This is a genomic window from Roseateles chitinivorans, assembly GCF_050632235.1.
Taxonomy (GTDB): domain Bacteria; phylum Pseudomonadota; class Gammaproteobacteria; order Burkholderiales; family Burkholderiaceae_C; genus Roseateles; species Roseateles chitinivorans_A.
In genome coordinates, this window is sequence record NZ_CP192584.1 from 6,435,804 (window position 1) to 6,461,209 (window position 25,406).

The window sequence follows — 25,406 nt, forward strand, 5'->3', positions numbered from 1 at the left end:
GAATCGGCGGGCAACATCGACCCTCAGAAGGGGTCGATCCACGACAGGCGCCGCGGCGGGACCATCCTCATCCCCCGCAGGCGACCGCGCCCCCCAGCCGGAGACAACGTCATGACCGAGATGTCCGCCGAGTACAAGGCCCTGGCCGAGTACCGCCCCACCCAGAAGGTCCGCTTCGTGACCGCCGCCAGCCTGTTCGACGGGCACGACGCGGCGATCAACATCATGCGGCGCATCCTGCAGAGCATGGGCGCGGAGGTCATCCACCTGGGCCACAACCGCTCGGTGGACGAGGTCGTCACCGCCGCGCTCCAGGAAGACGCGCAGGGGATCGCGGTCAGCTCGTACCAGGGCGGCCACGTCGAATACTTCAAGTACATGGTGGAGCTGCTGCGCCAGCGCGGCGGAGACAAGATCCAGGTCTTCGGCGGCGGCGGCGGCGTGATCGTCCCGGCCGAGATCCGCGACCTGGCCGACCAGGGCGTGCGCATCTTCAGCCCCGAGGACGGCCAGCGCATGGGCCTGATGGGCATGATCGGCGAGATGGTCATGCGTTGCGACCAGGACCTCAGCGCCGCCGCGCCCAAGGCCGTGGCCGCGCTGCAAGGCCATTCGGAAGGCGCGTGGCGCGCGCTCGCGCAGGCGGTCACGGCGCTGGAGAACGGCCGCGCCGATGCTGCCTTCACGCAGGCGCTGCGCGACGCCGCCAAGGGCCTTCGGACGCCCGTGCTGGGCATCACCGGCACCGGCGGCGCGGGCAAGTCCTCGCTGACCGATGAACTGATCCGCCGCCTGCGCCTGGACCAGGACGACGCGCTGCGCATCGCCGTGATCTCGATCGATCCGTCGCGCCGCAAGAGCGGCGGCGCGCTGCTCGGCGACCGCATCCGCATGAACGCGATCGCGCCGTGGGCCGCGGGGCAGCGCGTCTACATGCGCTCGCTGGCGACGCGCGACTTCGGCTCCGAAATCTCCCAGGCGCTGCCCGACGTGATCGCCGCGGCCAAGGTCGCGGGCTTCGACCTCGTCATCGTCGAGACCTCCGGCATCGGCCAGGGCGACGCGGCCATCGTGCCGCACGTCGACGTGCCGATGTACGTGATGACGCCGGAGTTCGGCGCCGCCAGCCAGCTCGAGAAGATCGACATGCTGGACTTCGCCGAGTTCGTCGCCATCAACAAGTTCGACCGCAAGGGCGCGGCCGACGCGTGGCGCGACGTCGCCAAGCAGGTGCAGCGCAACAAGGAAGCCTGGGGCAAGAAGGCGGACGAGATGCCGGTCTTCGGCACCATGGCCAGCCGCTTCAACGACGACGGCGTCACCGCCCTCTACCAGGCGCTCAAGCCGCGACTGGCCGAACTCGGCCTGCCGCTGCGTGACGGCGCGGGCCGCCTGCCGGTCGCCGCCACGCGCTTCAGCACGCACCAGACGCCCATCGTGCCGCCGGCGCGCTCGCGCTACCTCGCCGAGATCGGCGACACGGTGCGCTCGTACAAGAAGCGGGCCCGCGCGCAGGCGCGCCTGGCCCGCGAGATCCAGCAGTTGACCGCCAGCGTCGCGATGCTCGGACAGACCGACGCCACGACGCACGCCGCCTCGCTGTCCGCGCTGGAAGCGCTCGCCGCGTCGCGCCAGGCCAGGCTCGACGCCGACGCGCGACAACTGCTCGCGCAATGGCCCGACATGCAGCAGGCCTACGCCGGCGACGAGTACGTCGTGAAGATCCGCGACAAGGAGATCCGCACCGCGCTGGTGTCGACCTCGCTGTCGGGCACCAAGATCCGCAAGGTCGTGCTGCCGCCGTACGAGGACCAGGGCGAGCTGCTGAAGTGGCTGATGCTGGAGAACGTGCCGGGCAGCTTCCCGTACACGGCCGGCGTGTTCGCGTTCAAGCGCGAGGGTGAGGACCCGACCCGCATGTTCGCCGGCGAAGGCGACGCCTTCCGCACCAACCGGCGCTTCAAGCTGGTGTCCGAAGGGCTGCCGGCCAAGCGGCTGTCGACGGCCTTCGACTCGGTCACGCTCTACGGCGCCGATCCCGCGCCTCGGCCCGACATCTACGGCAAGGTCGGCAACTCCGGCGTCAGCATCGCGACGCTGGACGACATGAAGGTCCTGTACGACGGCTTCGACCTCTGCAACCCGACGACCTCGGTGTCGATGACGATCAACGGCCCGGCGCCGTCCATCCTGGCGATGTTCATGAACACCGCGATCGACCAGCAGCTCGCGAAGTTCCAGGCCGACAACGGCCGCGACCCGACCGCCGACGAAGCCGCCAAGATCCGCGCCTGGGTGCTGGCCAACGTGCGCGGCACGGTGCAGGCCGACATCCTCAAGGAGGACCAGGGCCAGAACACCTGCATCTTCTCGACCGAGTTCTCGCTCAAGGTGATGGGCGACATCGCGCAGTACTTCGTCAACCACGACGTGCGCAACTTCTACTCGGTGTCGATCAGCGGGTATCACATCGCCGAGGCGGGCGCGAACCCGATTTCGCAGCTGGCGTTCACGCTGTCCAACGGCTTCACCTTCGTGGAGGCGTACCTGGCGCGCGGCATGCACATCGACGACTTCGCGCCCAACCTGAGCTTCTTCTTCAGCAACGGCATGGACCCGGAATACACCGTGCTGGGCCGCGTCGCGCGCCGCATCTGGGCCGTGGCGATGCGCGACAAGTACGGCGCCAACGAGCGCAGCCAGAAGCTGAAGTACCACATCCAGACCTCGGGCCGCTCGCTGCACGCGCAGGAGATCGCCTTCAACGACATCCGCACCACGCTGCAGGCGCTGATCGCGATCTACGACAACTGCAACTCGCTGCACACCAACGCCTACGACGAGGCGATCACCACGCCGACCGAGGAATCGGTGCGCCGCGCGATGGCGATCCAGCTGGTCATCAACCGCGAGTGGGGCCTGGCGAAGAACGAGAACCCGAGCCAGGGCGCGTTCATCATCGACGAGCTCACCGAGCTGGTGGAGGAGGCGGTGCTGACCGAGTTCGAGCGCATCGCCGAACGCGGCGGCGTCCTGGGCGCGATGGAGACGGGCTACCAGCGCGGCAAGATCCAGGAAGAGTCGATGCACTACGAGATGCTGAAGCACACCGGCGAGTACCCCATCATCGGCGTGAACACCTTCCGCAACCCGCATGGCGACCCGACCCCCGAGCACATCGAGCTGGCGCGTTCCACCGAGGACGAGAAGCAGGGCCAGCTGACCCGCCTGGGCGATTTCCACGCGCGCCATGCCGGCGAGGCGCCGGCGATGCTCAAGCGGCTGCAGCAGGCGGTGATCGACAACGGCAACGTCTTCGACGTGCTGATGGACGCCGTACGGGTGTGCTCGCTCGGGCAGATCACCTCGGCGCTGTTCGAGGTCGGCGGGCAGTACCGGCGCAGCATGTGAGTCCGGCGGGCGGGCGCATCACGTCGCGTCGTGGCGCGCCCGCGCAGCGGGGCATGGCACCCCGTCGTGATGCGGATCACGGTAGGCGTTGATCCGGTCACCGGAGTGCGGGATTTGCCTCCCGCTGGCACATATCGTGCAATCGGCTCTGACATCGTCGTTCACAAGAACCGTTGGAGACCGCCATGACCTTCCTGCGCCGTTTCACCACCGGCAAGCGCCTGTCGCTGGCCTTCGGCCTGATGCTGCTGTTGATCCTCGCCGTCTCGGCACTCGGCATCCGCGGCAGCGGCCGGGTCTTCGCCGACCTCCAGACGATCTACGAGGACAGGACCATCCCACTCAAGCAGATCGGCGACATCGACAGCCTGATGCTGCGCAACCGCATCCTGGTGTCGGAGATGATCCGCGACCCGGGCCAGCTGTCGACCCTCGACACGCAGCTGCAGGCCAACGTCGCGACGATCACCGCGCTGTGGAAGGACTACATGTCCACCTACCTCACCGACGAGGAGAAGCAGCTGGCCGCCGCCTTCGCCGAGGTCCGCGGCAACTACGTCCGCCAGGGGCTGCTGCCCGCACGCGACGCGGTGAAGGCCGGCGACGTGGCCAAGGCGCAGGCGATCTACGGCGACCGCATCGCGACGCTGGGCGCGCAGGCGAAGACCGCGATCGACGCGCTGCTGGCGCTGCAGGTGCGTGTCGGCGCCGAATCCTTCCACGCCGCCGAATCGACCGCGGCCTCGGTCCGCGCATGGAGCCTGGCGGCCGCGGTGGCGGCGGTGCTGATCGCGCTGGGCGCGGGCGTCTTCACGACGCGCTCGATCACGGCACCGATGCAGGAGGCGGTCCACTTCGCCGAGGCCGTCGCGCAAGGCGACCTGCGCAGCCGCGATGCGACGCCCGGCCAGGACGAGGCGGCGCGGCTGATCGCGGCGCTCGGCGCCATGGCGGGCTCGCTGCGCGACATCGTCAGCCGCGTGCGCAACAGCAGCGAGAGCATCGCCACCGGCTCCAGCGAGATCGCCACCGGCAGCCTCGACCTGAGCCAGCGCACCGAGGAGCAGGCGAGCAACCTGCAGCAGACGGCCGCGTCGATGGAGGAGCTGTCGAGCACGGTGCAGAACAACGCGTCGACCGCGGGCCAGGCGGATGCACTGGCGACGCGCGCCGCCGAGGCCGCCGGCCAGGGCGGCGGCGTCGTCCAGCAGGTCGTGCGGACGATGCAGGACATCAGCACCTCATCGAAGCAGATCGCCGACATCATCGGCGTCATCGACAGCATCGCGTTCCAGACCAACATCCTGGCGCTGAACGCGGCGGTCGAGGCGGCACGCGCCGGCGAGCAGGGCAAGGGCTTCGCGGTGGTCGCATCGGAGGTGCGTGCGCTGGCGCAGCGTTCGGCGCAGGCCGCGCGCGAGATCAAGGCGCTGATCGGCCGCAGCGTCGAGCAGGTGCAGTCGGGTTCCGGACTCGCCGACGACGCCGGCGCGGCGATGCAGGGCATCGTCGACCAGGTGCGCCAGGTCAGCGTGCTCATCGGCGAGATCGCCTCCGCCAGCGGCGAGCAGTCGCGCGGCATCCAGCAGATCGGCCATGCGGTCACGCAGCTCGACCAGGTCACGCAGCAGAACGCCGCGCTGGTCGAGGAAAGCAGCGCGGCGGCCGACAGCCTGCAGCAGCAGGCCAAGGAACTCGCGGAGCTGGTGCGGGTATTCCGGCTCGCGTGAAGCGCCGCGCGCAGGACGGTCTGTGTCGTGTCGGTGTCCGCGCCACGCATGACCCGGCACCACGCGTGAGATAGGTCGCGGATCGGGCGCGTTTCCTCATTCCATCGGCCCCTCGGACGAGGGACCCGGGTTCTCCCCGTGTTGCCGCCCCGGAGGGGCACTCCCATAATCGATTGCACCATCGATATCGGAGTACGCCATGCTGCAGGCACTGAGCCGGATGAAGATCACGACCTTGTTGCAAGTCGGCTTCGCGGCGGTACTCGCGATGGCCGCCCTGATGACCGGCGTGGGCGTGTTCAAGCTCCGCGAGATGGTGCGGCTCAGCGACCAGCTGCACACGCTGGAGCAGCGCCGGCTGATGGCCACGAACTGGCGCGCCGCGACCGAACTCAACCTGAACCGCGTGATGGCGATGGCCAAGTCCGGCGGCCACGAGGGACTCAGCGGCTTCCTCTCAGGCGAGATGACCCGGACCACGGAGCGCATCAACCAGCTGCAGGCCGAGCTCGACAAGGCGATCGACGATCCCGAGCAGAAGGCGCAGCTGCCGGTGATCGCGGAAGCGCGTCAGCGCTATGTCGACATCCGCAAGGGCGTGATGGCCGCGATCAAGGCGGATGCGGAATCCGGCGCGCGTCAGGTCGACCAGACGCTGATCCCGGCGGCCTCCAACTACCTGGCGTCGGTCGAGAAGCTGGTGTCGCTGATCTCGGAGGACACCGACGCCTTCGCCGCGCAGCAGCGCGCGCAGGCTGCGCAGGCGGCGACGCTGATGCTGTCGCTGACGGGCATCGCCATCGTGCTGGGGATCGTCATCGCCTGGCGGATCACGCACTCGGTGCGGGCGCCGATGGTGCGCGCCGGCAACGTGGCGCAGACGATCGCCAGCGGCGACCTGAGCCAGGACATCGTCGTCGATCGCAGCGACGAGATCGGCGTGCTGCTGCGCGAGCTGAGCGCGATGCAGGATTCCCTGCGGCGCATGGTGCGCCAGGTGCGGGACGGCACGGAGACGATCAACGTCGCGACGCGCGAGATCGCGACCGGCAACGAGGACCTGTCGGCGCGCACCGAGGCGACGGCCTCCAACCTGCAGGAGACGGCGTCCTCGATGGAAGAACTGACCGGCACGGTCGCCAACACGGCGAGCTCCGCTCAGCAGGCCAACGACCTGGTGAGCGCGACGCGGGTGTCGGCCTCCAAGGGCGGCGACGTCGTCGGCGAGGTGGTCGCCGTGATGCAGCAGATCGAGTCCAGCTCGCGCCGCATCAACGACATCATCGGCGTCATCGACGGGATCGCGTTCCAGACCAACATCCTCGCGCTGAACGCGGCGGTCGAGGCGGCGCGTGCCGGCGAGCAGGGCCGCGGCTTCGCGGTCGTCGCCGGTGAAGTGCGGGCGCTGGCACAGCGCTCGGCGGGCGCGGCCAAGGAGATCAAGGCACTGATCGGCGAGAGCGTGTCGCGCGTGGACACCGGCACGCGGCTGGCGCAGAACGCGGGCGCGGCCATGGGCGAGATCGTCCAGGGCGTGCGCCGCGTGGCCGACATCGTCGGCGAGATCGCGACGGCGGCGGCCGAGCAGAAGGACGGCATCGGCCAGGTCAACGTCGCCGTGCAGCGGCTCGACGAGATGACGCAGCAGAACGCGGCGCTGGTCGAGGAATCGGCCGCGGCGGCGGGCAGCCTGCGATCGCAGGCGGAGCAGCTCACCGCGCTGGTGAGCACATTCCGGCTGGCGGCATGACGCCACGCGGCGCCGGTGTCGCATGCGCGTCGCCGTGGCGGCGCGCGGCCGCCAGTGCCGCGCTGCTCCTGCTGACCTTCTCCGCGCTGCAAGGCTGCGGAGAACAGCCCTGGAAGCGGTATGCCCGGTACGAGGCCGACCTGGATCGTGAACGCGAGCAGCGCCTGGCCTCGGCGGAAGCCCTGATCGTCCCCGCGATCGCTTCGGGCGAGATCAAGGGCTTGGCGCTGGCGTTCATCGACTTCGACCGGGTGCGCGCGGTGCGCAGCTATGGCCACCGCAACGCGGACGGACAGGCGCTCCAGACCGGCACGGTGATGTATGGCGCGTCGCTGACCAAGACGGTGTTCGCCTACACGGTGATGCAGCTGGTCGACGAAGGACTGATCGATCTGGACGCGTCCATCGCGACCTTGCTGGACCGGCCGCTGCCGGACTATCCGAAGGATGCCCGCTACGGCCCGTGGCAGGACCTGCGCGGCGACGACCGCTGGCGGGCGCTGACGCCGCGCCTGCTGCTCTCGCATCGCGGCGGCTTCGGCAACTTCGCCTTCCTGGAGCCGGACGGCAAGCTGCGCTTCCACGTCGATCCCGGCAGCCGCTACGCGTATTCCGGCGAGGGCCTGATCCTGCTGCAGTTCGTGCTCGAGCAGGGGCGGCTGAAGCTGGACCTCGGCCGGGAGATGCAGCGCCGCGTCTTCGACCGGTTCGGCATGACGATGACGGCGATGACGTGGCGCGCGGACTTCGCGGCCAACCTGGCGGACGGCGTGACGGAGGCGCGTCGCTGGGTTCCGCACGATGAACGCAGCCGCGTCCGCGCCGCAGGGTCGATGGACACGACGATCGACGACTTCGCACGCTTCGCCGCGGGGCTCGCGCACGGCGATGGCCTGTCGCCGAAGAGCCGCGCGGAGATGACGCGCCCCCAGGCGCCGATCACGACCGCGTCGCAGTTCCCGACGCTGCAACCGGAGTTGCCCGCGGCGCAACGCCGGGCGGACCTCGCGGCGGGTCTGGGGGTCGTCGTCTTCGACGGCCCGCAGGGGCCCGGCTATTTCAAGGGCGGCCACGACGACCAGACGGGCAACACGATGGTGTGCGTCCAACGACGCGGTGCCTGCGTCGTGCTGCTGTCCAACGACGTGACGGCCGAGCGGCTCTACCCGGCGATCGTGCGCCGCCTGCTCGGCGAGACCGGTGTGCCCTTCACCTGGGAGTACGGCGGGAAGGCCGCGGCGTGGCCGCGTTGAACAGGACGGAATCAACGCACGTCATATCCAGCGATATATTTCGTTATCGACGCGCAGCCCGCGCGTCCGGATCACGGAGTGCCGATGCCGATTCGTCTTGTCACCCGCCGCGCCGCGATGGCGGCGTGCGTGGCCGTTGCACTGATGTCCACGATGGCGTCGGCAGCCCTGGCTGCCGGGCCGGTGACCGGCCAGATCCAGGTCGGTGGCGCCGTGCGGTCACCGCTGACGCTCACCGTCGACGACCTGCGCGCCTTCCCGGCGGACCAGATCGGGACCTTCACGCTGAAGAAGGAGGTCGAGGGCCGCGAGCAATCCACCACCGTGCGCGGCGTCCGCCTCGCCGCCGTGCTGGAGCGGGCCGGCGTCGTCGGCAAGGATCGCCACGAGTGGAAGTCCATGGCGGTGATCGCGACCGCGAGCGACGGCTACAAGGTCGTGTTCTCCTGGCCGGAGCTGACCAACACCGACGTCGGCGCCGGCGTGCTGGTGATCTTCGAACGCGACGGACGGGCGCTCGATGACGGCGAAGGCCGCATCGCGCTGGTCTCCGGCCGCGACCTGCGCAGCGGACCGCGTCACGTCAAATGGCTGAGCAAGATCGAGATCAAGCCGCTCTGACGCGGCTGTTGTCCGACGCGCCGCGTCACTGGGACGCGGCGGACCGGGCGCTGTTCGCGACCGTCGGCCACCACGTCCAGTCGCGGACCGACGCGGGCGACTTCCCGCCGAACGCGCCCGACCCCGCCGCGCTCACGGGACCGCTCTATCGCTTCCTGCTCGGGCACCGGGCGGCCCGGGACTCGTCGCATGCGCGCCTGTCCGGCTGGCTCGCGAGCGCCTGCATGGGCGGCCACCACCTGTGGCAGGACCTCGGCCTCCAGGAACGCGCCCAGGTCTCGCGGCTGATGCAGCTCGCCTTCCCCGCCCTGCACGACGGCAACGTCCGGAACCTGCGCTGGAAACGCCACCTGTTCCTGAGCCTCGGCGATGCGCTCGGCCGTCCCGGCCTGCGTCCGCCCAAGTGCGATGATTGCGGCGACTTCGCGGTCTGCATGGGCGCCGATGCGGCGCCGGCGCAGACCACCGTGACCCTGCCTCCACTCATCGCCCTGGGAGATTGACCGCATGAAAGCCAGCGCCCGCAACTTCTTCGAAGGCACCGTCGCCGCGGTGCGCGACGGCAGCATCAACGACGAGATCGAGATCGAGACCGCCGCGGGCCTGCGCATCGTCGCCACCGTCACGCGCGAAAGCCGCAACGAACTCGGGCTGAAGCTCGGCCGCCACGCGTTCGCGCTGGTCAAGGCGCCGTCGGTCGTGCTGCTCACCGACGTCGGCAACGCGCGCTTCTCCGCGCGCAACCAGTTCCAGGGCCGCGTGCGGTCCGTGGCGACCGGCGCCGTCAACAGCGAGGTCGTCCTGGAACTCTCCGGCGGTCAGGCACTGGTGGCCGTCGTCACCAACGACAGCGCGACCGGACTGGCGCTCACGGCCGGCACCGAGGCGACCGCGATCTTCAAGGCATCCAGCGTGATCGTCGGCGTCAACGACTGACCCTGCACGGACCGGCGACGGAACGCCACGCCGCTCCGCGCCACCAGCGAAAGAGCCGCCCTCGGGCGGCTCTTCTCATTCCGTCGCGCAGAGCCTGTCGGCGGCGCCTTCCGGCCTCTGCGCGGTCAGGGGAACACCGCGAGGAACAGGAAGACCACGAACACGACCATGTGGACGGCGCCCTGCAGCACCGTCGCGCGGCCACCGCCCAGCGTCAGGCCGCCGACGATGAAGGTCAGGAACAGCAGGACCATGCTCAGCGGCGTCAGCCCCAGCACCAGCGAGTGCGGGAACAGCGGCGACAGCACCGCCACCGTCGGGATCGTCAGGCCGATGCTCGCCAGGCCCGAACCCAGCGCGAGGTTCAGGCTGGTCTGCAGCCGGTTGTGCAGCGCCGCGCGCACCGCGGCCACCGTCTCCGGCAGCAGCACCAGCATCGCCACGATCACGCCGACCAGCGACGGCGGCGCGCCGATCGCCTGCACGCCGCGCTCGATGGTGGGCGCCAGCAGCTTCGCCAGGCCGACCACGCCGACCAGGCACACCAGCAGCAGCGCCAGGCTGGTGCCGGCCACGCGCCAGCTCGGCGGCGCGGCGTGCATGTCCTGGTCGTCGACGCCGGCCACCGGCAGGAAATAGTCGCGGTGCCGCACCGCCTGCACGAACACGAAGGCCCCGTAGAGCACCAGCGACACGCCGCCCGCGAACAGCAGCTGCGTGGTGGTGAACGTCGGTCCGGCCGAGCTCGTCGTGAACGCCGGCAGCACCAGCGTCAGCACCGACAGCGCGGCCAGCACCGCCAGCGTCGGGCTCGTGCCCTCGACGCGGAAGGCCAGCTCCTGATGCTTCCAGCCGCCGACCAGGATGCACAGCCCCAGCACGCCGTTGCACACGATCATGATCGCGGAGAACACCGTGTCGCGCGCCAGCGCGTTGGTCGACTCGCCGCCGGCCAGCATCAGCGACACGATCAGCGCCACCTCGATGATGGTCACCGCCACCGCCAGCACCAGCGAGCCGTAGGGCTCGCCCACGCGGTGCGCGACGACCTCGGCGTGATGCACCGCGGCGAGCACCGCGGCGATCAGCAGCACGCTCACCACGCCCAGCACCAGTGTCGAATTGGCGCCGGCCGTCAGGCCCACCAGCGCGAGGATCGCGGCCAACGGCGCGGCCAGCGACCAGAGGGGCAAGGCCGCCGGCAGGCGGGCGAAGAAGGAGTTGGAGCGCTTCACATGCATGGGCCGAGCATAGACCACGATGGTCCGAGGGCCTCGGACGCGCTACGCTCGGCGGACCATGCCGACCCTCGATCCCCGCGTCGACGACTACATCGAACGCGCCGCCCCGTTCGCGCAGGACCTGCTGCGCCACTGGCGCGCGACCGTGCACGCGCACTGCCCCGACGTCGTCGAGACGATCAAGTGGGGCTTCCCCAACTTCACCTACCGCGACAAGATCCTGACCGGCATGGCCGCCTTCAAGGCGCACTGCTCGATCGGCTTCTGGCACGGCGAGGCGGCCGTCGGTGCCGACCACGCCAAGGGCAGCGCGATGGGCGACTTCGGCAAGCTCACCTCGATCAAGGACCTGCCGCCCAAGGCCGAGCAGAAAGTCATCCTGAAGCGCGCGATGCAGCTGATCGACGACGGCGTGAAGGCCCGCCCCGCGCGCGCCACCGCGCCCAAGCCGCCGCCGGAGATTCCGGACGACCTCGCGGCCGCGCTCAAGGCCGATGCCGCCGCGCATCGGCACTTCGCGTCCTTCCCGCCCGGACAGCAGCGCGAGTACGTCGACTGGATCGTCGAGGCGAAGAGGCCGGAGACCCGCGCGCGCCGCCTGGCCCAGGCGGTCGAGTGGATCGCCGAAGGCAAGCGGCGGAACTGGAAGTACGAGAACTGCTGAGGCGCTCGCGCGGCGCGTCCGGAGTGGCGGCCGGGTGATGACCGGGTCGCCCGGGTGGCGGCGAGCCCTCTGGTGACGAACTCAGGCGACGGGAGACTCCGTCCCCAGCTCCCAGTTGCTGTCGTGCACCTGCACGTTGTTGCGGCCGCCGTCCTTGGCGCGATACAGCGCGCGGTCGGCGCGCATGAACAGCTGATCGGCGGTCAGCGCGCTGCCCGGCTCCGCCACCGCGATGCCGGCGGACACCGTCAGCGTGAACGCCCGGCCGTCGCCGTCGCACAGCTGCAGCGTCGCCACCGCCTCCCGGATCTGCTCGACCAGGCTCCGGGCACCCGCGCCGTCGGTGGCCGGCAGCACGAGTCCGAATTCCTCGCCGCCCCAGCGGCCCACGACGTCCGACGCGCGCAGCCGGGCCCGCACCTCGGCCGCGAAGGCGCGCAGCGCGTCGTCGCCGGCGTGATGGCCGTGGCAGTCGTTGACATCCTTGAAGTGGTCGAGGTCCAGCAGCACGAAGGCCAGCGGGGTGCCCTCGCGCCGTCCGCGCTCCAGTTCGTGTCGCAGCAGCGCGTCGGCCGTCATCCGGTTCAGGCAACCGGTGAGGCCGTCCGTCGAGGCGACCTCCTCCATGCGCCGCGCGATGCGCTCGAAATTGGCGAGCACGAAGCCGAAGCCCGCGCCGATCAGGCAGATGAAGCTGAACAGGAAGGTCAGGCCCTGGCCAAGGCTGCCCTGCATCAGGTCGCGGTACTCGTCCGGATTCGTCAGCGCATGCACGCTGCGCAGCAGCAGGCTCGCGGCGGCGGCCACCAGCGTGACGCCGACGGCGCGCAGCGAGGCCTCACCGCGCCACCCCGGCCCCAGCAGCACGAAGATCGCCGGCAGCAGCAACACCGCGAAGACCAGCGAGATCGCGCTCGTGCGCAGCGCCAGCGGCCACGCCAGCATCCAGGCGGTCAGCCCCCAGGCCACCGCCGGCCCGCCCCACCACATCCATCGCGGCAGCGAGCGCCCCAGCACGTGCCGGTGGATCGCCTCGTTGTAGAACACCAGGCCCAGCGCGATCAGCCCGTTGCCGACCAGCGCGGAGATCCAGACCGGCAGCACCATGCGCGACGCCAGCCCCACGAAGCCGAACAGCAGCGTCCACGAGCCCCAGGTCCACACCCCGAGATCCAGGTAATGCAGCTGGCTGCGCTGCGCCGCCCACAGCTGCACGCCGAGCATCGCGAAACCGCTCAGCAGCGCCAACATCAGCGTGGGGATGTGGATGGACGCCATGACGCAGGAGTGTAGTGACGACGCCCCGTCGGTGCCCCCTACATCGCGGGCGTTGCCGGTTACCGACGCCTCAGACCCGCGTGGCCATGGGGGACGCCTGCGTTCGCGCTCAGGACAGCCGGTCGATCAGCGCCATCGCGGCGGCGGGCGCGCGCTCTTTCGCGCCGCTGATGAAGAAGACGAACACGTCGCGCGCGCGTTTCGGCGGCGTGCGGTCGGCCTCGACCAGCGGGAGCCGGTCGGGCTGACCGCCGGACTCCCAGCGCGAGGCGCTGGCGGCCAGACCGTCGAGTTCCTCCTCCGTCACCCCGGTGACCAGCTCCGAGCGCGTGCGCATCACCCGCGTGTAGACGAAGTCGGCGGTGAGGTCGGGGATCGGCGGATAGTCGTCGGATTCGGTGAAGACGACACCCGCGCCATGGTCGCGCGCCATCGCCAGGAACTCCGGCGAGCGGAAGCTCTCGTGGCGGACGTCGAGCGCGTGCCGCAGCGGGACGCCCGCGGACTCCTTGGGCAACAGCTTCAGGAAGGCGCCGAAGTCGACCGGATCGAAACGCTTGGTGGTCGCGAACTGCCAGACGATGGGTCCCAGCTTGGGGCCGAGTTCCGCGACGCCGCTGTCGATGAAGCGCGTCACCGACTCGCCGGCCTCGGCCAGCACGCGCCGGTTGGTCGTGAAGCGGTTGGCCTTGAGGGAGAAGACGAAGCCCTCGGGCGCGGTGTCGCGCCACTTGGCGAAGGTCGCCGGCTTGAAGGTCGAGTAGTAGGTGCCGTTGACCTCGATGGCGCTCAGCTGGCGGCTGGCGTACTCCAGCTCGCGCGAGGCGGGCAGGTCCTTGGGATAGAAGGTCTCGCGCCAAGGCTCGAAGTTCCAGCCGCCGATGCCCACGTGGATAGCGGTGCTCATGTCGTCGTGTCCTCCAGAAGTCGTTCGAGTCGGGTCTGTCCGCGGCGCGTCACGCGCAACGCGCGGCTGTCGGGATCGGGGTCCAGCCAGTCCTGCGCCAGCATCGCCTGCAGCCAGGCCGCGCCGAGTGCGCCGCCGAGGTGCGGTCGACGCTCGCTCCAGTCCATGCAGGCGCAGGCCAGGCGACGGCGGCGCGCGCCGGTGGCGGCGTCCACGTCGACGCCGAGCCCGCGCAGCGCGTCCAGGCCCTCGCCGGTGATGCGGTAACCGCCGACCTCGTCGGGGTCCGGCGTCATCCAGTGCAGGCGCAGCGCGTGGTCGTGCAGCCGCACGCCCCAGTGGCCGGCCAGATGGTCGTAGCAGCGGCGGGCCTGTCGCAGCGCGGGCGGCGTGCTGGGCTCGAAACGCGGCCGCGGCAGACCGGCCAGCACCAGCATCGCCTCCAGCGCCTGGCCGACCTCCGGTCCGGCGAGCCGGTAGTAGCGGTGCTTGCCCTGCGCCATGCAGCCGACCAGGCCCTGCCCCAGCAGCTTGGCCAGATGCGCGCTGGCGGTCGACGCGGCCACGTCGCCGACGGCGGCCAGCTCGGTCGCCGTGCGCGCGTGGCCATCCATCAGGCAGCACAGCATGCGCGCGCGTACCGGCTCGGCCATGCTGGCGGCGATGTGGGCCAGCGCCTCGTCGGCGGTGGGGGCGTCAATCATGCTTCGATGCTAAGCGAAGCGTTCCTGGCGATCCATCGCGAAGATTCCCCCATGCCCCTTCCCTTGACCCGAGCCATGCCCCCTCCTGTCCTTTCCATTCGCCGCTGCTCGATCCCGACCTGCGCATGCGCCCGCCTGGCGAGCCGCTGCCGCTGCCGCTACGCCTGCACGGCGGGCCGCTCGCCGACGTCTTCACGCGGTGGCTGCGACAGCGCGACGATCCGGCGCACGCGCCCGAGAAGGCCGCGCTGACGCATGCGCTGCTGGCGCTCTCGGACGACGACGTCCGCGCGCATGCGCGGCGCCAGGCCGTCATCGCGCTGCAGGGCGGCTGGTCGCACTGGTCCTGGGCTGTGCCGGCGTCGACGGTCGCGAGCCTGCTCGGCATCGAGATCCGCGATGTCGACGCACAAGGCCGGCTGCACGCCGCACTCCGCGCGATGGCTGCCGGCCTGGGCGCGACTGCTGACGCCGAAGCGATCCGCGCGGGCGGCGAGGCGGTCACGGCATTGCTGACCGCGCTCGACGACGCGGAGCGTCGTTCACCGGATGCGCCCTTGCAATGGTCCTTGCTGCGACACGCCGCGCCGGAGCGGTGGTCCGACCGCGCCGCGTTCACCGCCAACCGGCTGGCGCTGGTCTGGCAGAGCCACGAGGCCGGCGCCGCGCTGCTCGGGCACGCGCTGCTCGAATCGCGGGCCACCGGTCAGGTGCCCTCCCGGGGTGGGCTGCTGCGCATCGCCCGTGACGGCGGCGCCGTGCGGGTGACCCGCCGTTTCGACGTGCGGCAGGATCCCGCCGAGCCGGTGAGCGTGCCGTTGTCCGGCACCGATCATCCGTTCGGCGATGGCGCCCACCGGTGTCCCGGGCAAGGCCTGGCACTGACGAGCCTCCACGCGGCGCTGACGTGGCGCTCCGAACAGGCGGATCTCCGTCTTCCGGAGTCCGCCGCGCCCCTGTCGCTGCCCAACATGGATATCCCGCAATTCCTGGACGACCAGGACGACCTGGACAAGGAGCCCCGCCCATGATCGCCGTCATCTTCGAGTCATCCCCAGCGCCGACGGGCGCGACCGTTATCTGGAACTCGCCGCGGCCCTCAAGCCGCTGCTGCAGGAGGTCGATGGCTTCCTGAGTATCGAGCGCTTCCAGAGCCTGACCGATCCCGACAAGCTGCTCTCGCTGTCCTTCTGGCGCGATGAGGAGGCCGTGCGCGAATGGCGTCGCATCGAAGCGCATCGCGGCGCTCAATCCGAAGGCCGCGGGGGCGTGTTTGCCGACTACCGCCTGCGCGTCGCTTCGGTGCTGCGCGACTACGGCATGACCGAGCGCGAGCAGGCGCCTGCAGACAGCCGCGAGCGGCATCACGGATGAATCGCGGCTGAACCGCGGCGCGTACCGGACTTGCGCTGCGCTGCAGACGCATGGGCGTACCAGGGCGCCGGGCGCTACGGGCGTAACGTGCGTAACGCGCCTTCCACCAGGGTCTCGTCGCCGGACCCGACCATTTCGTCGCACGATCGCGCCCGGCGCCGGGCGGCGCGCCGAGAATCGCCGCCGCCCACACGACACGGCTTCGAGGCCGGATCCCGCTCATGTCATCCCCTGCCCTGCCCGCCCCGGGTTCGCCGCGCCAGCACGGCCTGGACACGCTGCGCGCCGCCGCCATCCTGCTGGTCTTCGCGTACCACTACCAGGTCTTCGTCAGCGGCGCGCCGACCTTCGGCTGGCTGAGCAGCATCGGCTGGACGGGCGTCGACCTGTTCTTCGTGCTGAGCGGCTACCTGATCGCCAACCAGCTGATGGGCGGGATGCAACGGGGGAGCAGCTCTCGCTGCCGCGCTTCTACGGGCGGCGCCTGCTGCGCACGCTGCCCAACTTCTACGTGGTGCTGATGCTGTACTGGCTGTTCCCGCAGGTGATGGGCGGACGCGAGCCGCCGCCGCTGTGGCGCTTCCTGACCTTCACCCAGAACATCGCGCTGACGCCGGGCACCGCCTTCTCGCATGCCTGGTCGCTGTGCATCGAGGAGCAGTTCTACCTGGTGCTGCCGGCGGCGCTGATGCTGGGAGCGGCGCTGAAGCGCCACCGCCGCGCGCTGGCATGGTCGCTGATCGGCGTGCTGACGCTGGCGGCCGTCGTCTGGCGCGACCACCTGTGGCGGCTGTACGGCACGCAGGATCCGTCGCTCGGCTACTACCCGCATCTGTACTACGGCAGCCTCGCGCGCCTCGATGAATTCCTGCCCGGCGTCGCGATCGCGTTGCTGAAGCATGGCCACGCGGACCTCTGGGCGGCGCTGATGCGGCGCGCGAGGACGCTGCTCGCGATCGGCGGGGCTGCGAGCCTCGGCATGCTGACCCTGATGCTGCACGGCTACTACATCGACGACTACGGCTACGGCCATGCGATGAGCAGCTGGGGCTACAGCGCGCTCGCCTGGAGCTTCGGCCTGATGGTGCTGGCCGCGCTCGCACCGCAGGGGCCGATGGCCCGTGTCCAGGTCCCCGGTGCCAACGCGCTGGCGCGCTGGTCGTATGCGCTGTACCTCACCCACAAGCCGATCGCCTTCGCGCTGGTCAAGCCGCTCGCGGCGATCGGCCTGATGCGCGCCTCGGGCTGGACGGTGCCGGTGATCGCGGCGGCCTGCCTGCTCGGCGGCTGGTTGCTGTACCGGCTGGTGGAGCGGCCCTTCCTGGCCCTGCGCGACCGCTGGATCCCGTCGCAATTCGTCGACGCGGCGCGTGCTACAACGGCGGGTCCAAGGAGCCCTCAGCATGCGTAGCCCTCGTCCTTCCGGCCCCACCCGGCCTCTCCGTCTCGCGTCGTTCGGCGCCGCTGCGCTGGCCCTCACCGCTTCGGCCTGCATGGCCGCGAGCGCCGAGGAGATCGGCGAAGTCAGCACGGTGTTCAAGTTCATCGGCCCGAACCACAAGATCGTCGTCGACGCCTACGACGATCCTGCCGTCAACGGCGTGACCTGCTACGTGTCGCGCGCCAGGACCGGCGGCATCAAGGGCGGTCTCGGCCTGGCCGAGGACAAGTCCGAGGCGTCGATCGCCTGCCGCGCCGTCGGTCCGATCAGCTTCCCCAAGCCGCTCCCGAAGCAGGAGGAGGTGTTCTCCGAACGGTCCTCGCTCGTGTTCAAGCGGCTGCGCGTCGTCCGCATGGTCGATGCGAAGCGCAACACCCTGGTCTACCTCACCTACTCGGACCGCGTGATCGAGGGCTCGCCGCAGAACAGCGTGACCGCGGTGCCGGTGGATCGAGCCACCGTCATTCCGGTGAAGTGACGATCGTCGGTGACCCCCTGGTGATCGTCACCGGGGATCGCCACCCACAGGACTCAGCACTGACGGATGCTGCGCGCCGTCATTCGAGCGGGGCATCCGTGCTGACCGTCACCGCGCGCCACGCCTCGATCGACTCGTTCATCGACGCCAGCTTCTGTTGCACCAGCCCGAGCGCGTCGCTGCCCAGCAGCAGATGCGCGGGCGGCAGCGCTGCGCCGACGGCGAGGTCCACGATCACGCCCGCGGCCAGCGCCGGATCCCCCAGCTGCCGACCGCTCACGGCCTGCCGCCGCGCGCGGATCGGGTCGAAGATCGCGTCGTAGTCGGCGATGCTGCGCCCGGACCGGACCATCGACCGTCCCGCCCAGTCGGTCCGGAAGGACCCGGGCGCGACGGCCGTGACGGTGATGCCCAGGTCCGCGACCTCCTTGCCCAGCGCCTCGGAGAGGCCCTCCAGCGCGAACTTGCTGCCGCAGTAGTACGTGATGCCCGGCATCGTGATGAAGCCGCCCATCGACGTCGTGTTGAAGATGCGGCCCGAACGACGGCCTCGCATGAACGGCAGCACCGCCTTCATCATCGCCACCGCCCCGAAGACGTTGACCTGGAACTGGCGCAGCAGGTCGTCGATCGGACTCTCCTCCAGGATGCCCTCGTGCCCGTAGCCCGCGTTGTTGATGAGGATGTCGACCGGGCCCACCTCGGCCTCGATGGCCGTCACCAGCGGCGCCGCCAGCGCCAGCGCCGTCACGTCGTGCAGACGTGCATGGGCCCGGCCCGGACAGAGCCGCTCGAAGTCCTGCGCCGCTTCGGCGTGGCGCACCGTGCCGACGACGACGTGGCCGTCGGCCAGCGCGCGCTGCGCGATCGCGCGTCCGAAGCCGCTGCTGACGCCGGTGATGAGGAAGGTCTTGGTGGACCGCGCCGTCGACGGCGGGGGATTCGTGGGGGTCGTGTTCATGGCAGGGAATGCTAGGAACCGCCGGGCCGTTTGCGCAGGCCCAGCGGCCTGCCGGTCTTGCCTATTCCTCCATGCCGCCGCCGGCCGGTCCTCACCGAGACGAGAATTCACGGCATCCCATGACCGACGACCACCGACAACGCCAGATCCGCGACCTGCTGCACCAGCTCGCGCCCGACGAGGGCTACACCGTGAGTCCCATCGACTCGGTCCGATGGCTGCGCAGCAACCGCCCGCTCGACCGCACGCCGGTGCTCTACGAGCCGGGCATCGTCTTCGTCTGCCAGGGCCGCAAGCGGGGCTTCGTCGGCGACCGGACGATCGTCTACGACGCGCGGCACTACTTGGTGGTCGCCGTGCCGGTGCCGTTCACGATGGAGACGGACGCCAGCGAGGCGGCGCCACTGCTGGCCGTCTACCTGCGGCTGGACCCGACGCTGGCGGCGGACGTCGCCCTCGCGATCGATCGGAGTCGAGGGTCGCGCGACGATGACCCGAGCGCGTCCGAAACGCTCGGACTCGAGGCCTCCCCCATGGACGACCGGATCGAGGCCACGCTGCTGCGCTTCCTCGAAGCGATGGCGGATCCCGTCGAGACCGCCGTGCTGGGGCCCGCGCTGCTGCGCGAGTTGTACTTCCGCGTGCTCGACGGCCCCCAGGGGGCGACGCTGCGCAGCGTGCTCGGCGAGCGCGGGCACCTCGGGCGCATCGCCCTGGCGCTCCGGCGCATCCATGCGGACTTCGCCGAGCCGCTGGACGTCTCGCGCCTGGCGCGCGAGGCGGGCCTGGGACTCGCCGCCTTCCACGCCCACTTCAAGGCGGTCACGCAGACCACGCCGATGCAGTACCTGAAGTCGACGCGGCTCCACCGGGCGCGCCTGCTGATGCTGCGGCAGGGCATGACGGCGGCCTCGGCCGCCGACCGGGTCGGATACGCGAGCGCCTCGCAGTTCAGCCGCGAGTTCCGCCGTCTGTTCGGACAGGCGCCGCAGGCGGAGGTCGCGCGCCTGAAAGCCTCGTTCGCCCTGCCGGCGCGGGACGACGGGCCGTTCGTGTCCTCTCACTGACCGACAACTTCGGGCGTCGCGTGACGGGCGACGTCGAATCCCTCGTCGATCCAGCCCGTCAATCCGCCGATCATCAGCTTCACCGGCCGCCCGAGCGTCGCGAGCCGGATCGCGCCGCGGTGGGCGCCGTTGCAGTGCGGACCGGCGCAGTAGACGACGAACAGCGTGTCCATCGGGTACGCGGCCATCTTGCCCTCGGTGATCTTGCCGTGCGGCAGGCTCACCGCGCCGGGCACGTGGCCGCGGGCGTGGAGTTCGTGGCTGCGGACGTCGAGCAGCACGAAGTCCTCGACGCCGCGCGCGAACGCGTCGTGCACGTCCCAGCAGTCGGTCTCGAAGGCGAATGCCTGCGCGAAGTGCGCGAGCGCCTGGGCGCTGGGCGCGGCGGGAACGGCGGAGATGTTCGAGCTCATCGGGGTTTCCTTCAGCGGTAGGGTATCGATGAGGGTCAGTGTCGTGAGTTCCCCTGGATCGGGCGAGTGGCGGGAAAGACATTGACCGGTAACATCGCGCCATGCCACGTCAGACTGCCGATTCCCGATCCGGCGCCCGGCCCCCGCCCACCGCGACCACCCCGCCGAAGCCGCCCCTCGTCGCGATCCTCGCGTACGACCGGCTCTGCATGTTCGAGTTCGGCTGCGCCGTCGAGCTCTTCGCGCTCGACCGCCCGGAGCTCGGCGTCGCCTGGTACCGCCATGCGATCTGCGCCGCGGAGCCCGGCCCGTTGCGCGGGACCGGGGGCGTGCGCATCGAGGCCCCGCACACGCTGGCGATGCTGCGCCGCGCCGACACCATCGTCATTCCCGGCTGGCGCGACGCCGCCGAACGTCCGCCGGAGGCGCTGCTGGCCGCAATCCGCGCCGCCCATGCGCGCGGCGCCAGGCTGTGCACGATCTGCTCCGGCGTCTTCGTGCTCGCGCATGCGGGGTTGCTCGACGGCAGGCGCGCGACCACGCACTGGCGCTACGCGGAGCGCCTCGCCCGGGAGTTCCCGTCGATCGACGTCGACCCGTCCGCGCTCTATGTCGACGAAGGCACGCTGATCACCTCGGCGGGATCCGCTGCGGGGCTCGACATGCTGATGCACCTGGTGCGGCGCGACCACGGTCCGCGCATCGCCAACGCGGTGGCGCAGCGCCTGGTGATGTCGCCGCACCGCGACGGCGGACAGGCGCAGTTCGTGCCCCGGCCGATGCCGTCCGAGGAGGCCAGTCCCATCGCCGTGCTGCAGGATTGGCTGCGCGCGCATCCGCGCGGGGCGCACACCGTCGCGTCGATGGCCCGTCAGGCCGCGATGAGCGCGCGCACGCTGCAGCGCCGCTTCAAGGAGAGCACCGGCCTCGCGCCGCTCGAATGGCTGACCCGCGAGCGCGTCGCCATCGCGAAGGAGTTGCTGGAGACGCGCGAGGCGCTCGACGTCGAGGCGGTCGCGGACCTCGCCGGCCTGGGCTCGCCGGAGTCGATGCGGCGGCACTTCCGGCGGCTGGGGCTGCCCGCGCCGTCACGGTATCGGCGTCAGTTCGGCTGAACGCGCAGATCGTCAGCGGAACACGACGCAGGCGGCGCCCGGCATGGCGATGAAGCGGCCGTCGAAGCGCGGCAGCGCCGCGCCATCGAGTTCGAACACGCAGATCTGGTGACTGCGCTGCAGACAGACCCACAGTTCCCGGCCATCCGGACTGACGGTCGCGCTGCGCGGGTAGCTCCCCTGGGCCCAGACCTCGCCGCACCAGGAGGGCCGCCCCGCCTCGTCGAGATCGAAGACGGCGATCGCGTCATGCAGACGGTTCAGCGCGAACAGTCGACGGCCGTCCGCCGCCATGAGCAGATCCGACGCGTAGCTCAGGCCCTCGAATCCCGCCGGCAGGCTGCTGAGGCGCAGCCGATGCGTGAGATGTCCCGACTCGTCCAGGCCCACCCAGTCGAGCGCGTTCGCCTGCTCGTTGAGCAGGTAGACATGACCGTCGTTCCGGGGGTGGAACACGAAGTGACGCGGCCCGGAGCCTGCCGGAAGCACGAGGCCTTCCAGTTCGACAGGGTCTGTCGCGCCGGTCCCGACCCGCCACGCCCGAAGCAGATCGCGTCCGAGGTCCGTGGCCAGCATCAGCGGCCAGCGCGGATGGAAGCGGGCCATGTGCGCGTGCGCGGCCTCGCCCTCGGTTGCGTTCTCGGTCGCGGCGGCGCCGGCACCGGACCGGGGCGCGATGACGGCTTCCGGCGCCCGGAGCGCCCCATCCGCGCCGATCGCGGCCCGGCGCAAGGAGCCGTCGCCGTAGTGCGCGACCCACGCCGGCCCGCCCTCGACGCGGGCGTCGAACGCCAGATGCACCGGCAGCGCGCCGCCCGTCGCGTGCCGCGACAACAGGGTCAGCGCACCGTCCGCCGCATCGACCTCGAAGGTCGCGAGTTCGTGCCCGTCCTCCAGCAGGGCGTGCAGACGCCGGCCGCCGTCGGCCAGGTGCAACCACGTCGGGCTGCCCGGCACGGCCGCCGCGAGGCGCGCCTGCACGCGGCCGCCGGCGTCGCGCACCAGCGCGTGGATCCCGCCGCACTGCGGTGCGTAGCCGCCGGCGTAGGCGAACGGCAAGCCCTCGGGCGGGGGAGCGGGGATCATGGGCGTCGAGGGGGTCATCGCGCGTGACTTTACGGCCACAATGCCCTGTCACGACCAGCTCCAGCCCGCCTCGCCGGCGGGTGCCGCGCGTATGCGTTTCGACGTCCCGACGCTGTTCAGCCTGATGCTGATCCAGTCCCTGGTGCTGGCGCTGCTGCTGCCGCTGCTGCTCGGCTGGTGCGACAGCGTCGCCGCCCGTCGCGCGCAGCTCAGCGCGGCCGCGCAGGCCGCCGGCTGGGCCTTGCTGCTGTTGCCGCCCGACGGCATGCGACTGACCGCCATCGTCGCGCTCGGGCTGCTCAGCGTCAGCGTGACGCTGCTGTGGATGGCCGCCGATCGCTGGCTGCCCGGCCGCCTCGGCCGGCTCTTCCAGTACGGCATGCCGGTGCTCGTCATGGTCGGCTACGGCGCCGGCTGGGACAACTACGCGTTGCGCCTGGCCTGGTCCAACGGCTGCATCGGGCTGCAGATGCTGGCACTCGGGGCCAGCCTGATGCAGCCGATCAAGCGCGGTCCGGCCGGCAACCTGCGCTGGCGGCTGCTGTTCACCGTCAGCCTCGGCCTGCTGGCCGTCCTGAACCTGGCGCGCGCCTACCTGGCCGGCTTCGACACGGCCCATCTGCCCAGCTTCGATGCGCCGCACCCGCTCAACATGGCGTTCGCCGTCGTGGCCAACGTCTGCGTGCTGGCGGCCGCGATCGCGATCCTCGTGGCCTGGCGCGGCGAGAGCGAGGCCGAGCTGCGCCGCCTCACGCAGATCGACGCGGCCACCGGGCTGGCCAACCGCCGCGCCTTCCAGCAGCGCTCGGTGGACATGATCTCGATGGCGCGCCGCTACAGCGAGCCGCTGATGCTGGTCGTCATGGACGTGGACGGCTGCAAGGCGATCAACACCACGCACGGCGAGGCCAAGGGCGATCAGGCCCTCGCGCTCTTCGGCCGCTGCCTGGACGAACAGAAGCGCCTGGGCGACGTCGTCGCGCGCATCGACGGCCAGCGCTTCGCCGTGCTGATGGCGCGCTCGGACCTCGTCGGGCCGCCCGCGCTCGACCGGCGGCAGCGCGAGGCGCTGCTCGAACTCGCACCGCGCGAGCTCGGCTTCACGCTGGGCTACTCCGCCGGCTGGGCCAAGCTGCGCAACGGCGACCGCAACATCGAGGACCTCCTGCACCGCGCCGAGGCGGCGCTCTACGCCGCCAAACGCCAGGGAAAGGGGCGCCTGTGCGCCGAACCGGGGCTCGAGGCCGAGCTCAGCGTGGCCGTGCCCGCCTGAAGGCGGCCGCGCGCCCGGCGCCGGCGGCCGCGGCGGCGCCTGGACAGGGCCCGATCGGGCCCGGTTTCCCGGCTCGAAGGCTTCCGGACGTGACGCGTTTCACGCGCACCGCCCGGGTCGCGCGGCAATCGCCCAGTCGATGTGCCCCAGCGCCCGGTTGGCATGACGTTTGCGTCAGGGTTTTCCAGGTCCCAGCGCCCTCCACGAGAGGCTCGGGACGTCGTTGTACCCAGACCTGGAGTTCCCGCCATGCATGTCGCCCTCAGCCCCACGGCCGTTCACGCTCGAGCACCGCGCGCCCTCAATCCGCTGGCCAGCGATGCCGCCGCGTCGCAGCATCTGCAGCGCGCGCCGATGGAGGTCGTCAAGCTGACCTCCCGTGACCTGCAATGGCTGCCCGCCCTGACGACCCTGCTGATCGACAACGTCCATCTCGGCGCCACCCTGGGTTTCCTGGCCCCACTGTCGCGCTACCAGGCGCTCGACTACTGGCATGGCGTCTTCGCGCGGCTGGGCCAGCACCACATGCTGTGGATCGCCTGCGAGTCCGAAGGCCCCGGCCGTCTGCTGGGCGCCGTCCAGCTGTCGCTGTGCCCGCTGGCCAATGCGCACCACCGCGGGGAAGTCCAGCGGCTGATGGTGCACAGCCAGGAACGCAGCCGCGGCGTGGCAGGACAGCTGATGTCGCGCCTGGAATGCGCGGCGGCGACGCAGGGCCGTTTCCTGCTGCAGCTCGAGACCTGCGCCGATTCCCAGGCGGAAGCGGTGTTCGCGCACCTGGGCTGGCAGCGCGCCGGCCAGATCCCCGATCACTGCCACGGCGCCGAAGGCCAGCTGCAGGCCGCCGCGCTGTACTACAAGCGCCTGCCGCATCTGGTCTGAGCCTCTTCGCCGGGCGTGCGTGCGTCCGGCACGTCGCGCCCCCGCCCGATGGCACGCGCGTCAGCGCGTCGCCAGCAGACCCGCCAGCAGCGCCTCGACGCGCCTCGCCCGCGCCGCGGCGCCGCCCAGCGCGGCCAGCCCGCCCTGCTCCAGCATCACCAGGCCGTGCAGCCCGGCCCAGAGCGCCGCGGCGCGCGCGGCCGGCAACGCCGCCGGGGCGATCAGCCCGTCCAGGCCCGCGATCAACGATTCACGCAGGGCGACCGGCGTGTCCAGCATCAGCAGCCGGTAGTCGTGCGGGTGCTGCAAGCCCCAGTTCACGAAGGCCCTCGCCACCGCCGCGGCTTCGCCGCCTGAGGCCGCGCCGTCCGACGCCCCCTGCAGCCGCGTGAGCAGCGTCCGCAGGCTGTCATCGGCCAGACGGGCGAGCAACTCCCCCTTGTCGTGGAAGAAGCTGTAGAGCGTCGCGTGGGAGTACCCCACCGCCGCCCCCACGTCGCGCAGCGTCAACGCGTCCGCGCCGCGCTCGGCGAAGAGCTCGCGCGCCGCGGACAGGATCCCCGCTTCCAGCGCAAGCTTGTGCGCGGCGCGCCGCTGCTGGGAGGCGGTGGGCGGGACGCCCGCATCGAGGCCGGATGTCGCATCGGCGTCGAGGCCGAGATCGCCCTCGTGCTTCGCCTTGCGCTGCGCCTGCCGCTTGAGCGGTCCGTCCGGCCTGGCCACCTTCTGCCGCACACGCGGCTGCGGCTTGGCCTGGGGGCGCGCATCGGCCGAGCCCGCCGGCCCCGCCTGCACGACGCCCGGGGGTTGTGCAGGCCCTT

At 71.0% G+C, this 25,406-nt stretch carries 24 protein-coding genes and 1 pseudogene; 17 read left to right on the top strand and 8 right to left on the bottom strand.

Annotated features, from left to right (window positions below):
- The first annotated feature begins 111 nt into the window (after window positions 1-111).
- The 7 genes from icmF to ACQ859_RS29475 all read left to right on the top strand — a co-directional run bounded on the left by icmF (window position 112) and on the right by ACQ859_RS29475 (window position 9,701).
- Window positions 112-3,411, top strand: a complete 3,300-nt coding sequence (gene icmF / locus ACQ859_RS29445; RefSeq protein WP_431260411.1) for a fused isobutyryl-CoA mutase/GTPase IcmF — start codon at window positions 112-114, stop codon at window positions 3,409-3,411.
- A gap of 185 nt (window positions 3,412-3,596) precedes the next feature.
- On the top strand, window positions 3,597-5,141 hold the full coding sequence (locus tag ACQ859_RS29450) for a methyl-accepting chemotaxis protein (RefSeq protein WP_431263955.1): 1,545 nt from the start codon (window positions 3,597-3,599) through the stop codon (window positions 5,139-5,141).
- A 199-nt stretch (window positions 5,142-5,340) separates the two neighbouring features.
- Window positions 5,341-6,891, top strand: coding sequence for a methyl-accepting chemotaxis protein (locus ACQ859_RS29455; RefSeq protein ID WP_431263956.1), 1,551 nt, complete (start codon window positions 5,341-5,343; stop codon window positions 6,889-6,891).
- A complete protein-coding gene (locus ACQ859_RS29460; protein WP_431263957.1) occupies window positions 6,888-8,144 on the top strand; it encodes a serine hydrolase domain-containing protein in 1,257 nt (418 codons plus the stop codon). The genes ACQ859_RS29455 and ACQ859_RS29460 overlap by 4 nt, the downstream gene beginning before the upstream one ends.
- Before the next feature lie 84 nt (window positions 8,145-8,228).
- A complete protein-coding gene (locus ACQ859_RS29465; RefSeq protein ID WP_431263958.1) occupies window positions 8,229-8,765 on the top strand; it encodes a molybdopterin-dependent oxidoreductase in 537 nt (178 codons plus the stop codon).
- Between the two features lie 8 nt (window positions 8,766-8,773).
- Complete coding sequence (locus tag ACQ859_RS29470) at window positions 8,774-9,268, top strand: nitrogen fixation protein NifQ (RefSeq protein ID WP_431263959.1); 495 nt, start codon at window positions 8,774-8,776, stop codon at window positions 9,266-9,268.
- A gap of 4 nt (window positions 9,269-9,272) precedes the next feature.
- On the top strand, window positions 9,273-9,701 hold the full coding sequence (locus ACQ859_RS29475) for a TOBE domain-containing protein (protein ID WP_431263960.1): 429 nt from the start codon (window positions 9,273-9,275) through the stop codon (window positions 9,699-9,701).
- Window positions 9,702-9,826: 125 nt separating this feature from the next.
- On the opposite strand, the gene ACQ859_RS29480 is transcribed toward ACQ859_RS29475, so the two are convergent.
- Window positions 9,827-10,942, bottom strand: coding sequence for a calcium:proton antiporter (locus ACQ859_RS29480; RefSeq protein WP_431263961.1), 1,116 nt, complete (start codon window positions 10,940-10,942; stop codon window positions 9,827-9,829).
- Window positions 10,943-11,000: 58 nt separating this feature from the next.
- On the opposite strand from ACQ859_RS29480, the gene ACQ859_RS29485 reads away from it, so the two are divergent.
- The gene (locus ACQ859_RS29485; protein WP_431263962.1) at window positions 11,001-11,606 is read left to right on the top strand and encodes a YdeI/OmpD-associated family protein; all 606 of its coding nucleotides are present in this window, start codon (window positions 11,001-11,003) and stop codon (window positions 11,604-11,606) included.
- A gap of 81 nt (window positions 11,607-11,687) precedes the next feature.
- Here the strand turns inward: ACQ859_RS29485 and ACQ859_RS29490 are convergent, their stop codons facing one another.
- From ACQ859_RS29490 to ACQ859_RS29500, 3 genes are all read right to left on the bottom strand, one after another.
- Window positions 11,688-12,884: a GGDEF domain-containing protein gene (locus ACQ859_RS29490; protein ID WP_431263963.1), complete on the bottom strand. Its 1,197-nt coding sequence runs from the start codon at window positions 12,882-12,884 to the stop codon at window positions 11,688-11,690.
- Window positions 12,885-12,993: 109 nt separating this feature from the next.
- Window positions 12,994-13,791, bottom strand: coding sequence for a DUF72 domain-containing protein (locus ACQ859_RS29495; protein ID WP_431263964.1), 798 nt, complete (start codon window positions 13,789-13,791; stop codon window positions 12,994-12,996).
- Window positions 13,788-14,492, bottom strand: coding sequence for an ArsR/SmtB family transcription factor (locus ACQ859_RS29500; protein WP_431266692.1), 705 nt, complete (start codon window positions 14,490-14,492; stop codon window positions 13,788-13,790). Before ACQ859_RS29500 ends, ACQ859_RS29495 begins: the two co-directional genes overlap by 4 nt.
- Before the next feature lie 128 nt (window positions 14,493-14,620).
- Here ACQ859_RS29500 and ACQ859_RS29505 point away from each other — a divergent pair, with 128 nt between their 5' ends.
- The 5 genes and pseudogenes from ACQ859_RS29505 (at window position 14,621) to ACQ859_RS29525 (ending at window position 17,788) form a co-directional block, all read left to right on the top strand.
- Window positions 14,621-15,526: a hypothetical protein gene (locus tag ACQ859_RS29505; RefSeq protein WP_431263965.1), complete on the top strand. Its 906-nt coding sequence runs from the start codon at window positions 14,621-14,623 to the stop codon at window positions 15,524-15,526.
- A pseudogene (locus tag ACQ859_RS29510) lies at window positions 15,523-15,869 on the top strand (antibiotic biosynthesis monooxygenase family protein). Before ACQ859_RS29505 ends, ACQ859_RS29510 begins: the two are co-directional and overlap by 4 nt.
- A gap of 221 nt (window positions 15,870-16,090) precedes the next feature.
- Entirely contained in the window at window positions 16,091-16,390 is a 300-nt protein-coding gene (locus ACQ859_RS29515) for an acyltransferase family protein (protein WP_431263966.1), read from the top strand.
- Window positions 16,381-17,280, top strand: a complete 900-nt coding sequence (locus ACQ859_RS29520) for an acyltransferase family protein (RefSeq protein ID WP_431263967.1) — start codon at window positions 16,381-16,383, stop codon at window positions 17,278-17,280. Before ACQ859_RS29515 ends, ACQ859_RS29520 begins: the two co-directional genes overlap by 10 nt.
- Window positions 17,273-17,788, top strand: a complete 516-nt coding sequence (locus ACQ859_RS29525; RefSeq protein ID WP_431263968.1) for a CreA family protein — start codon at window positions 17,273-17,275, stop codon at window positions 17,786-17,788. Before ACQ859_RS29520 ends, ACQ859_RS29525 begins: the two co-directional genes overlap by 8 nt.
- 79 nt (window positions 17,789-17,867) lie before the next feature.
- On the opposite strand, the gene ACQ859_RS29530 is transcribed toward ACQ859_RS29525, so the two are convergent.
- Window positions 17,868-18,749 carry an oxidoreductase gene (locus tag ACQ859_RS29530; protein WP_431263969.1) on the bottom strand — a complete coding sequence of 294 codons (882 nt, stop codon included), beginning with the start codon at window positions 18,747-18,749 and terminating at the stop codon, window positions 17,868-17,870.
- Window positions 18,750-18,868: 119 nt separating this feature from the next.
- On the opposite strand from ACQ859_RS29530, the gene ACQ859_RS29535 reads away from it, so the two are divergent.
- A complete protein-coding gene (locus tag ACQ859_RS29535; protein ID WP_431263970.1) occupies window positions 18,869-19,816 on the top strand; it encodes an AraC family transcriptional regulator in 948 nt (315 codons plus the stop codon).
- On the opposite strand, the gene ACQ859_RS29540 is transcribed toward ACQ859_RS29535, so the two are convergent.
- A complete protein-coding gene (locus ACQ859_RS29540) occupies window positions 19,810-20,229 on the bottom strand; it encodes a rhodanese-like domain-containing protein (protein ID WP_431263971.1) in 420 nt (139 codons plus the stop codon). The genes ACQ859_RS29535 and ACQ859_RS29540 overlap by 7 nt on opposite strands.
- A 101-nt stretch (window positions 20,230-20,330) precedes the next feature.
- Here ACQ859_RS29540 and ftrA point away from each other — a divergent pair, with 101 nt between their 5' ends.
- Entirely contained in the window at window positions 20,331-21,344 is a 1,014-nt protein-coding gene (gene ftrA / locus ACQ859_RS29545) for a transcriptional regulator FtrA (RefSeq protein ID WP_431263972.1), read from the top strand.
- A gap of 12 nt (window positions 21,345-21,356) precedes the next feature.
- Here the strand turns inward: ftrA and ACQ859_RS29550 are convergent, their stop codons facing one another.
- Complete coding sequence (locus ACQ859_RS29550) at window positions 21,357-22,430, bottom strand: lactonase family protein (RefSeq protein ID WP_431263973.1); 1,074 nt, start codon at window positions 22,428-22,430, stop codon at window positions 21,357-21,359.
- Between the two features lie 91 nt (window positions 22,431-22,521).
- On the opposite strand from ACQ859_RS29550, the gene ACQ859_RS29555 reads away from it, so the two are divergent.
- Window positions 22,522-23,703, top strand: a complete 1,182-nt coding sequence (locus ACQ859_RS29555) for a GGDEF domain-containing protein (protein ID WP_431263974.1) — start codon at window positions 22,522-22,524, stop codon at window positions 23,701-23,703.
- A gap of 249 nt (window positions 23,704-23,952) precedes the next feature.
- Window positions 23,953-24,585, top strand: coding sequence for a GNAT family N-acetyltransferase (locus ACQ859_RS29560; protein WP_421037313.1), 633 nt, complete (start codon window positions 23,953-23,955; stop codon window positions 24,583-24,585).
- A gap of 60 nt (window positions 24,586-24,645) precedes the next feature.
- On the opposite strand, the gene ACQ859_RS29565 is transcribed toward ACQ859_RS29560, so the two are convergent.
- A complete protein-coding gene (locus ACQ859_RS29565) occupies window positions 24,646-25,380 on the bottom strand; it encodes a TetR/AcrR family transcriptional regulator (RefSeq protein ID WP_431263975.1) in 735 nt (244 codons plus the stop codon).
- Between the last annotated feature and the right edge of the window lie 26 nt (window positions 25,381-25,406).

Bases quoted from the DNA above. Each gene is read 5' to 3' on its own strand.
- ACQ859_RS29530 (WP_431263969.1), bottom strand. From the start codon at position 18,749: ATGAACACGACCCCCACGAATCCCCCGCCGTCGACGGCGCGGTCCACC.
- ACQ859_RS29555 (WP_431263974.1), top strand. From the start codon at position 22,522: ATGCGTTTCGACGTCCCGACGCTGTTCAGCCTGATGCTGATCCAGTCC.
- ACQ859_RS29495 (WP_431263964.1), bottom strand. From the start codon at position 13,791: ATGAGCACCGCTATCCACGTGGGCATCGGCGGCTGGAACTTCGAGCCT.
- ACQ859_RS29460 (WP_431263957.1), top strand. From the start codon at position 6,888: ATGACGCCACGCGGCGCCGGTGTCGCATGCGCGTCGCCGTGGCGGCGC.
- ftrA (WP_431263972.1), top strand. From the start codon at position 20,331: ATGCCACGTCAGACTGCCGATTCCCGATCCGGCGCCCGGCCCCCGCCC.
- ACQ859_RS29540 (WP_431263971.1), bottom strand. From the start codon at position 20,229: ATGAGCTCGAACATCTCCGCCGTTCCCGCCGCGCCCAGCGCCCAGGCG.
- ACQ859_RS29455 (WP_431263956.1), top strand. From the start codon at position 5,341: ATGCTGCAGGCACTGAGCCGGATGAAGATCACGACCTTGTTGCAAGTC.
- icmF (WP_431260411.1), top strand. From the start codon at position 112: ATGACCGAGATGTCCGCCGAGTACAAGGCCCTGGCCGAGTACCGCCCC.
- ACQ859_RS29485 (WP_431263962.1), top strand. From the start codon at position 11,001: ATGCCGACCCTCGATCCCCGCGTCGACGACTACATCGAACGCGCCGCC.
- ACQ859_RS29560 (WP_421037313.1), top strand. From the start codon at position 23,953: ATGCATGTCGCCCTCAGCCCCACGGCCGTTCACGCTCGAGCACCGCGC.
- ACQ859_RS29525 (WP_431263968.1), top strand. From the start codon at position 17,273: ATGCGTAGCCCTCGTCCTTCCGGCCCCACCCGGCCTCTCCGTCTCGCG.
- ACQ859_RS29480 (WP_431263961.1), bottom strand. From the start codon at position 10,942: ATGCATGTGAAGCGCTCCAACTCCTTCTTCGCCCGCCTGCCGGCGGCC.
- ACQ859_RS29490 (WP_431263963.1), bottom strand. From the start codon at position 12,884: ATGGCGTCCATCCACATCCCCACGCTGATGTTGGCGCTGCTGAGCGGT.
- ACQ859_RS29475 (WP_431263960.1), top strand. From the start codon at position 9,273: ATGAAAGCCAGCGCCCGCAACTTCTTCGAAGGCACCGTCGCCGCGGTG.
- ACQ859_RS29465 (WP_431263958.1), top strand. From the start codon at position 8,229: ATGCCGATTCGTCTTGTCACCCGCCGCGCCGCGATGGCGGCGTGCGTG.
- ACQ859_RS29550 (WP_431263973.1), bottom strand. From the start codon at position 22,430: ATGATCCCCGCTCCCCCGCCCGAGGGCTTGCCGTTCGCCTACGCCGGC.
- ACQ859_RS29535 (WP_431263970.1), top strand. From the start codon at position 18,869: ATGACCGACGACCACCGACAACGCCAGATCCGCGACCTGCTGCACCAG.
- ACQ859_RS29505 (WP_431263965.1), top strand. From the start codon at position 14,621: ATGCGCCCGCCTGGCGAGCCGCTGCCGCTGCCGCTACGCCTGCACGGC.
- ACQ859_RS29515 (WP_431263966.1), top strand. From the start codon at position 16,091: ATGTCATCCCCTGCCCTGCCCGCCCCGGGTTCGCCGCGCCAGCACGGC.
- ACQ859_RS29450 (WP_431263955.1), top strand. From the start codon at position 3,597: ATGACCTTCCTGCGCCGTTTCACCACCGGCAAGCGCCTGTCGCTGGCC.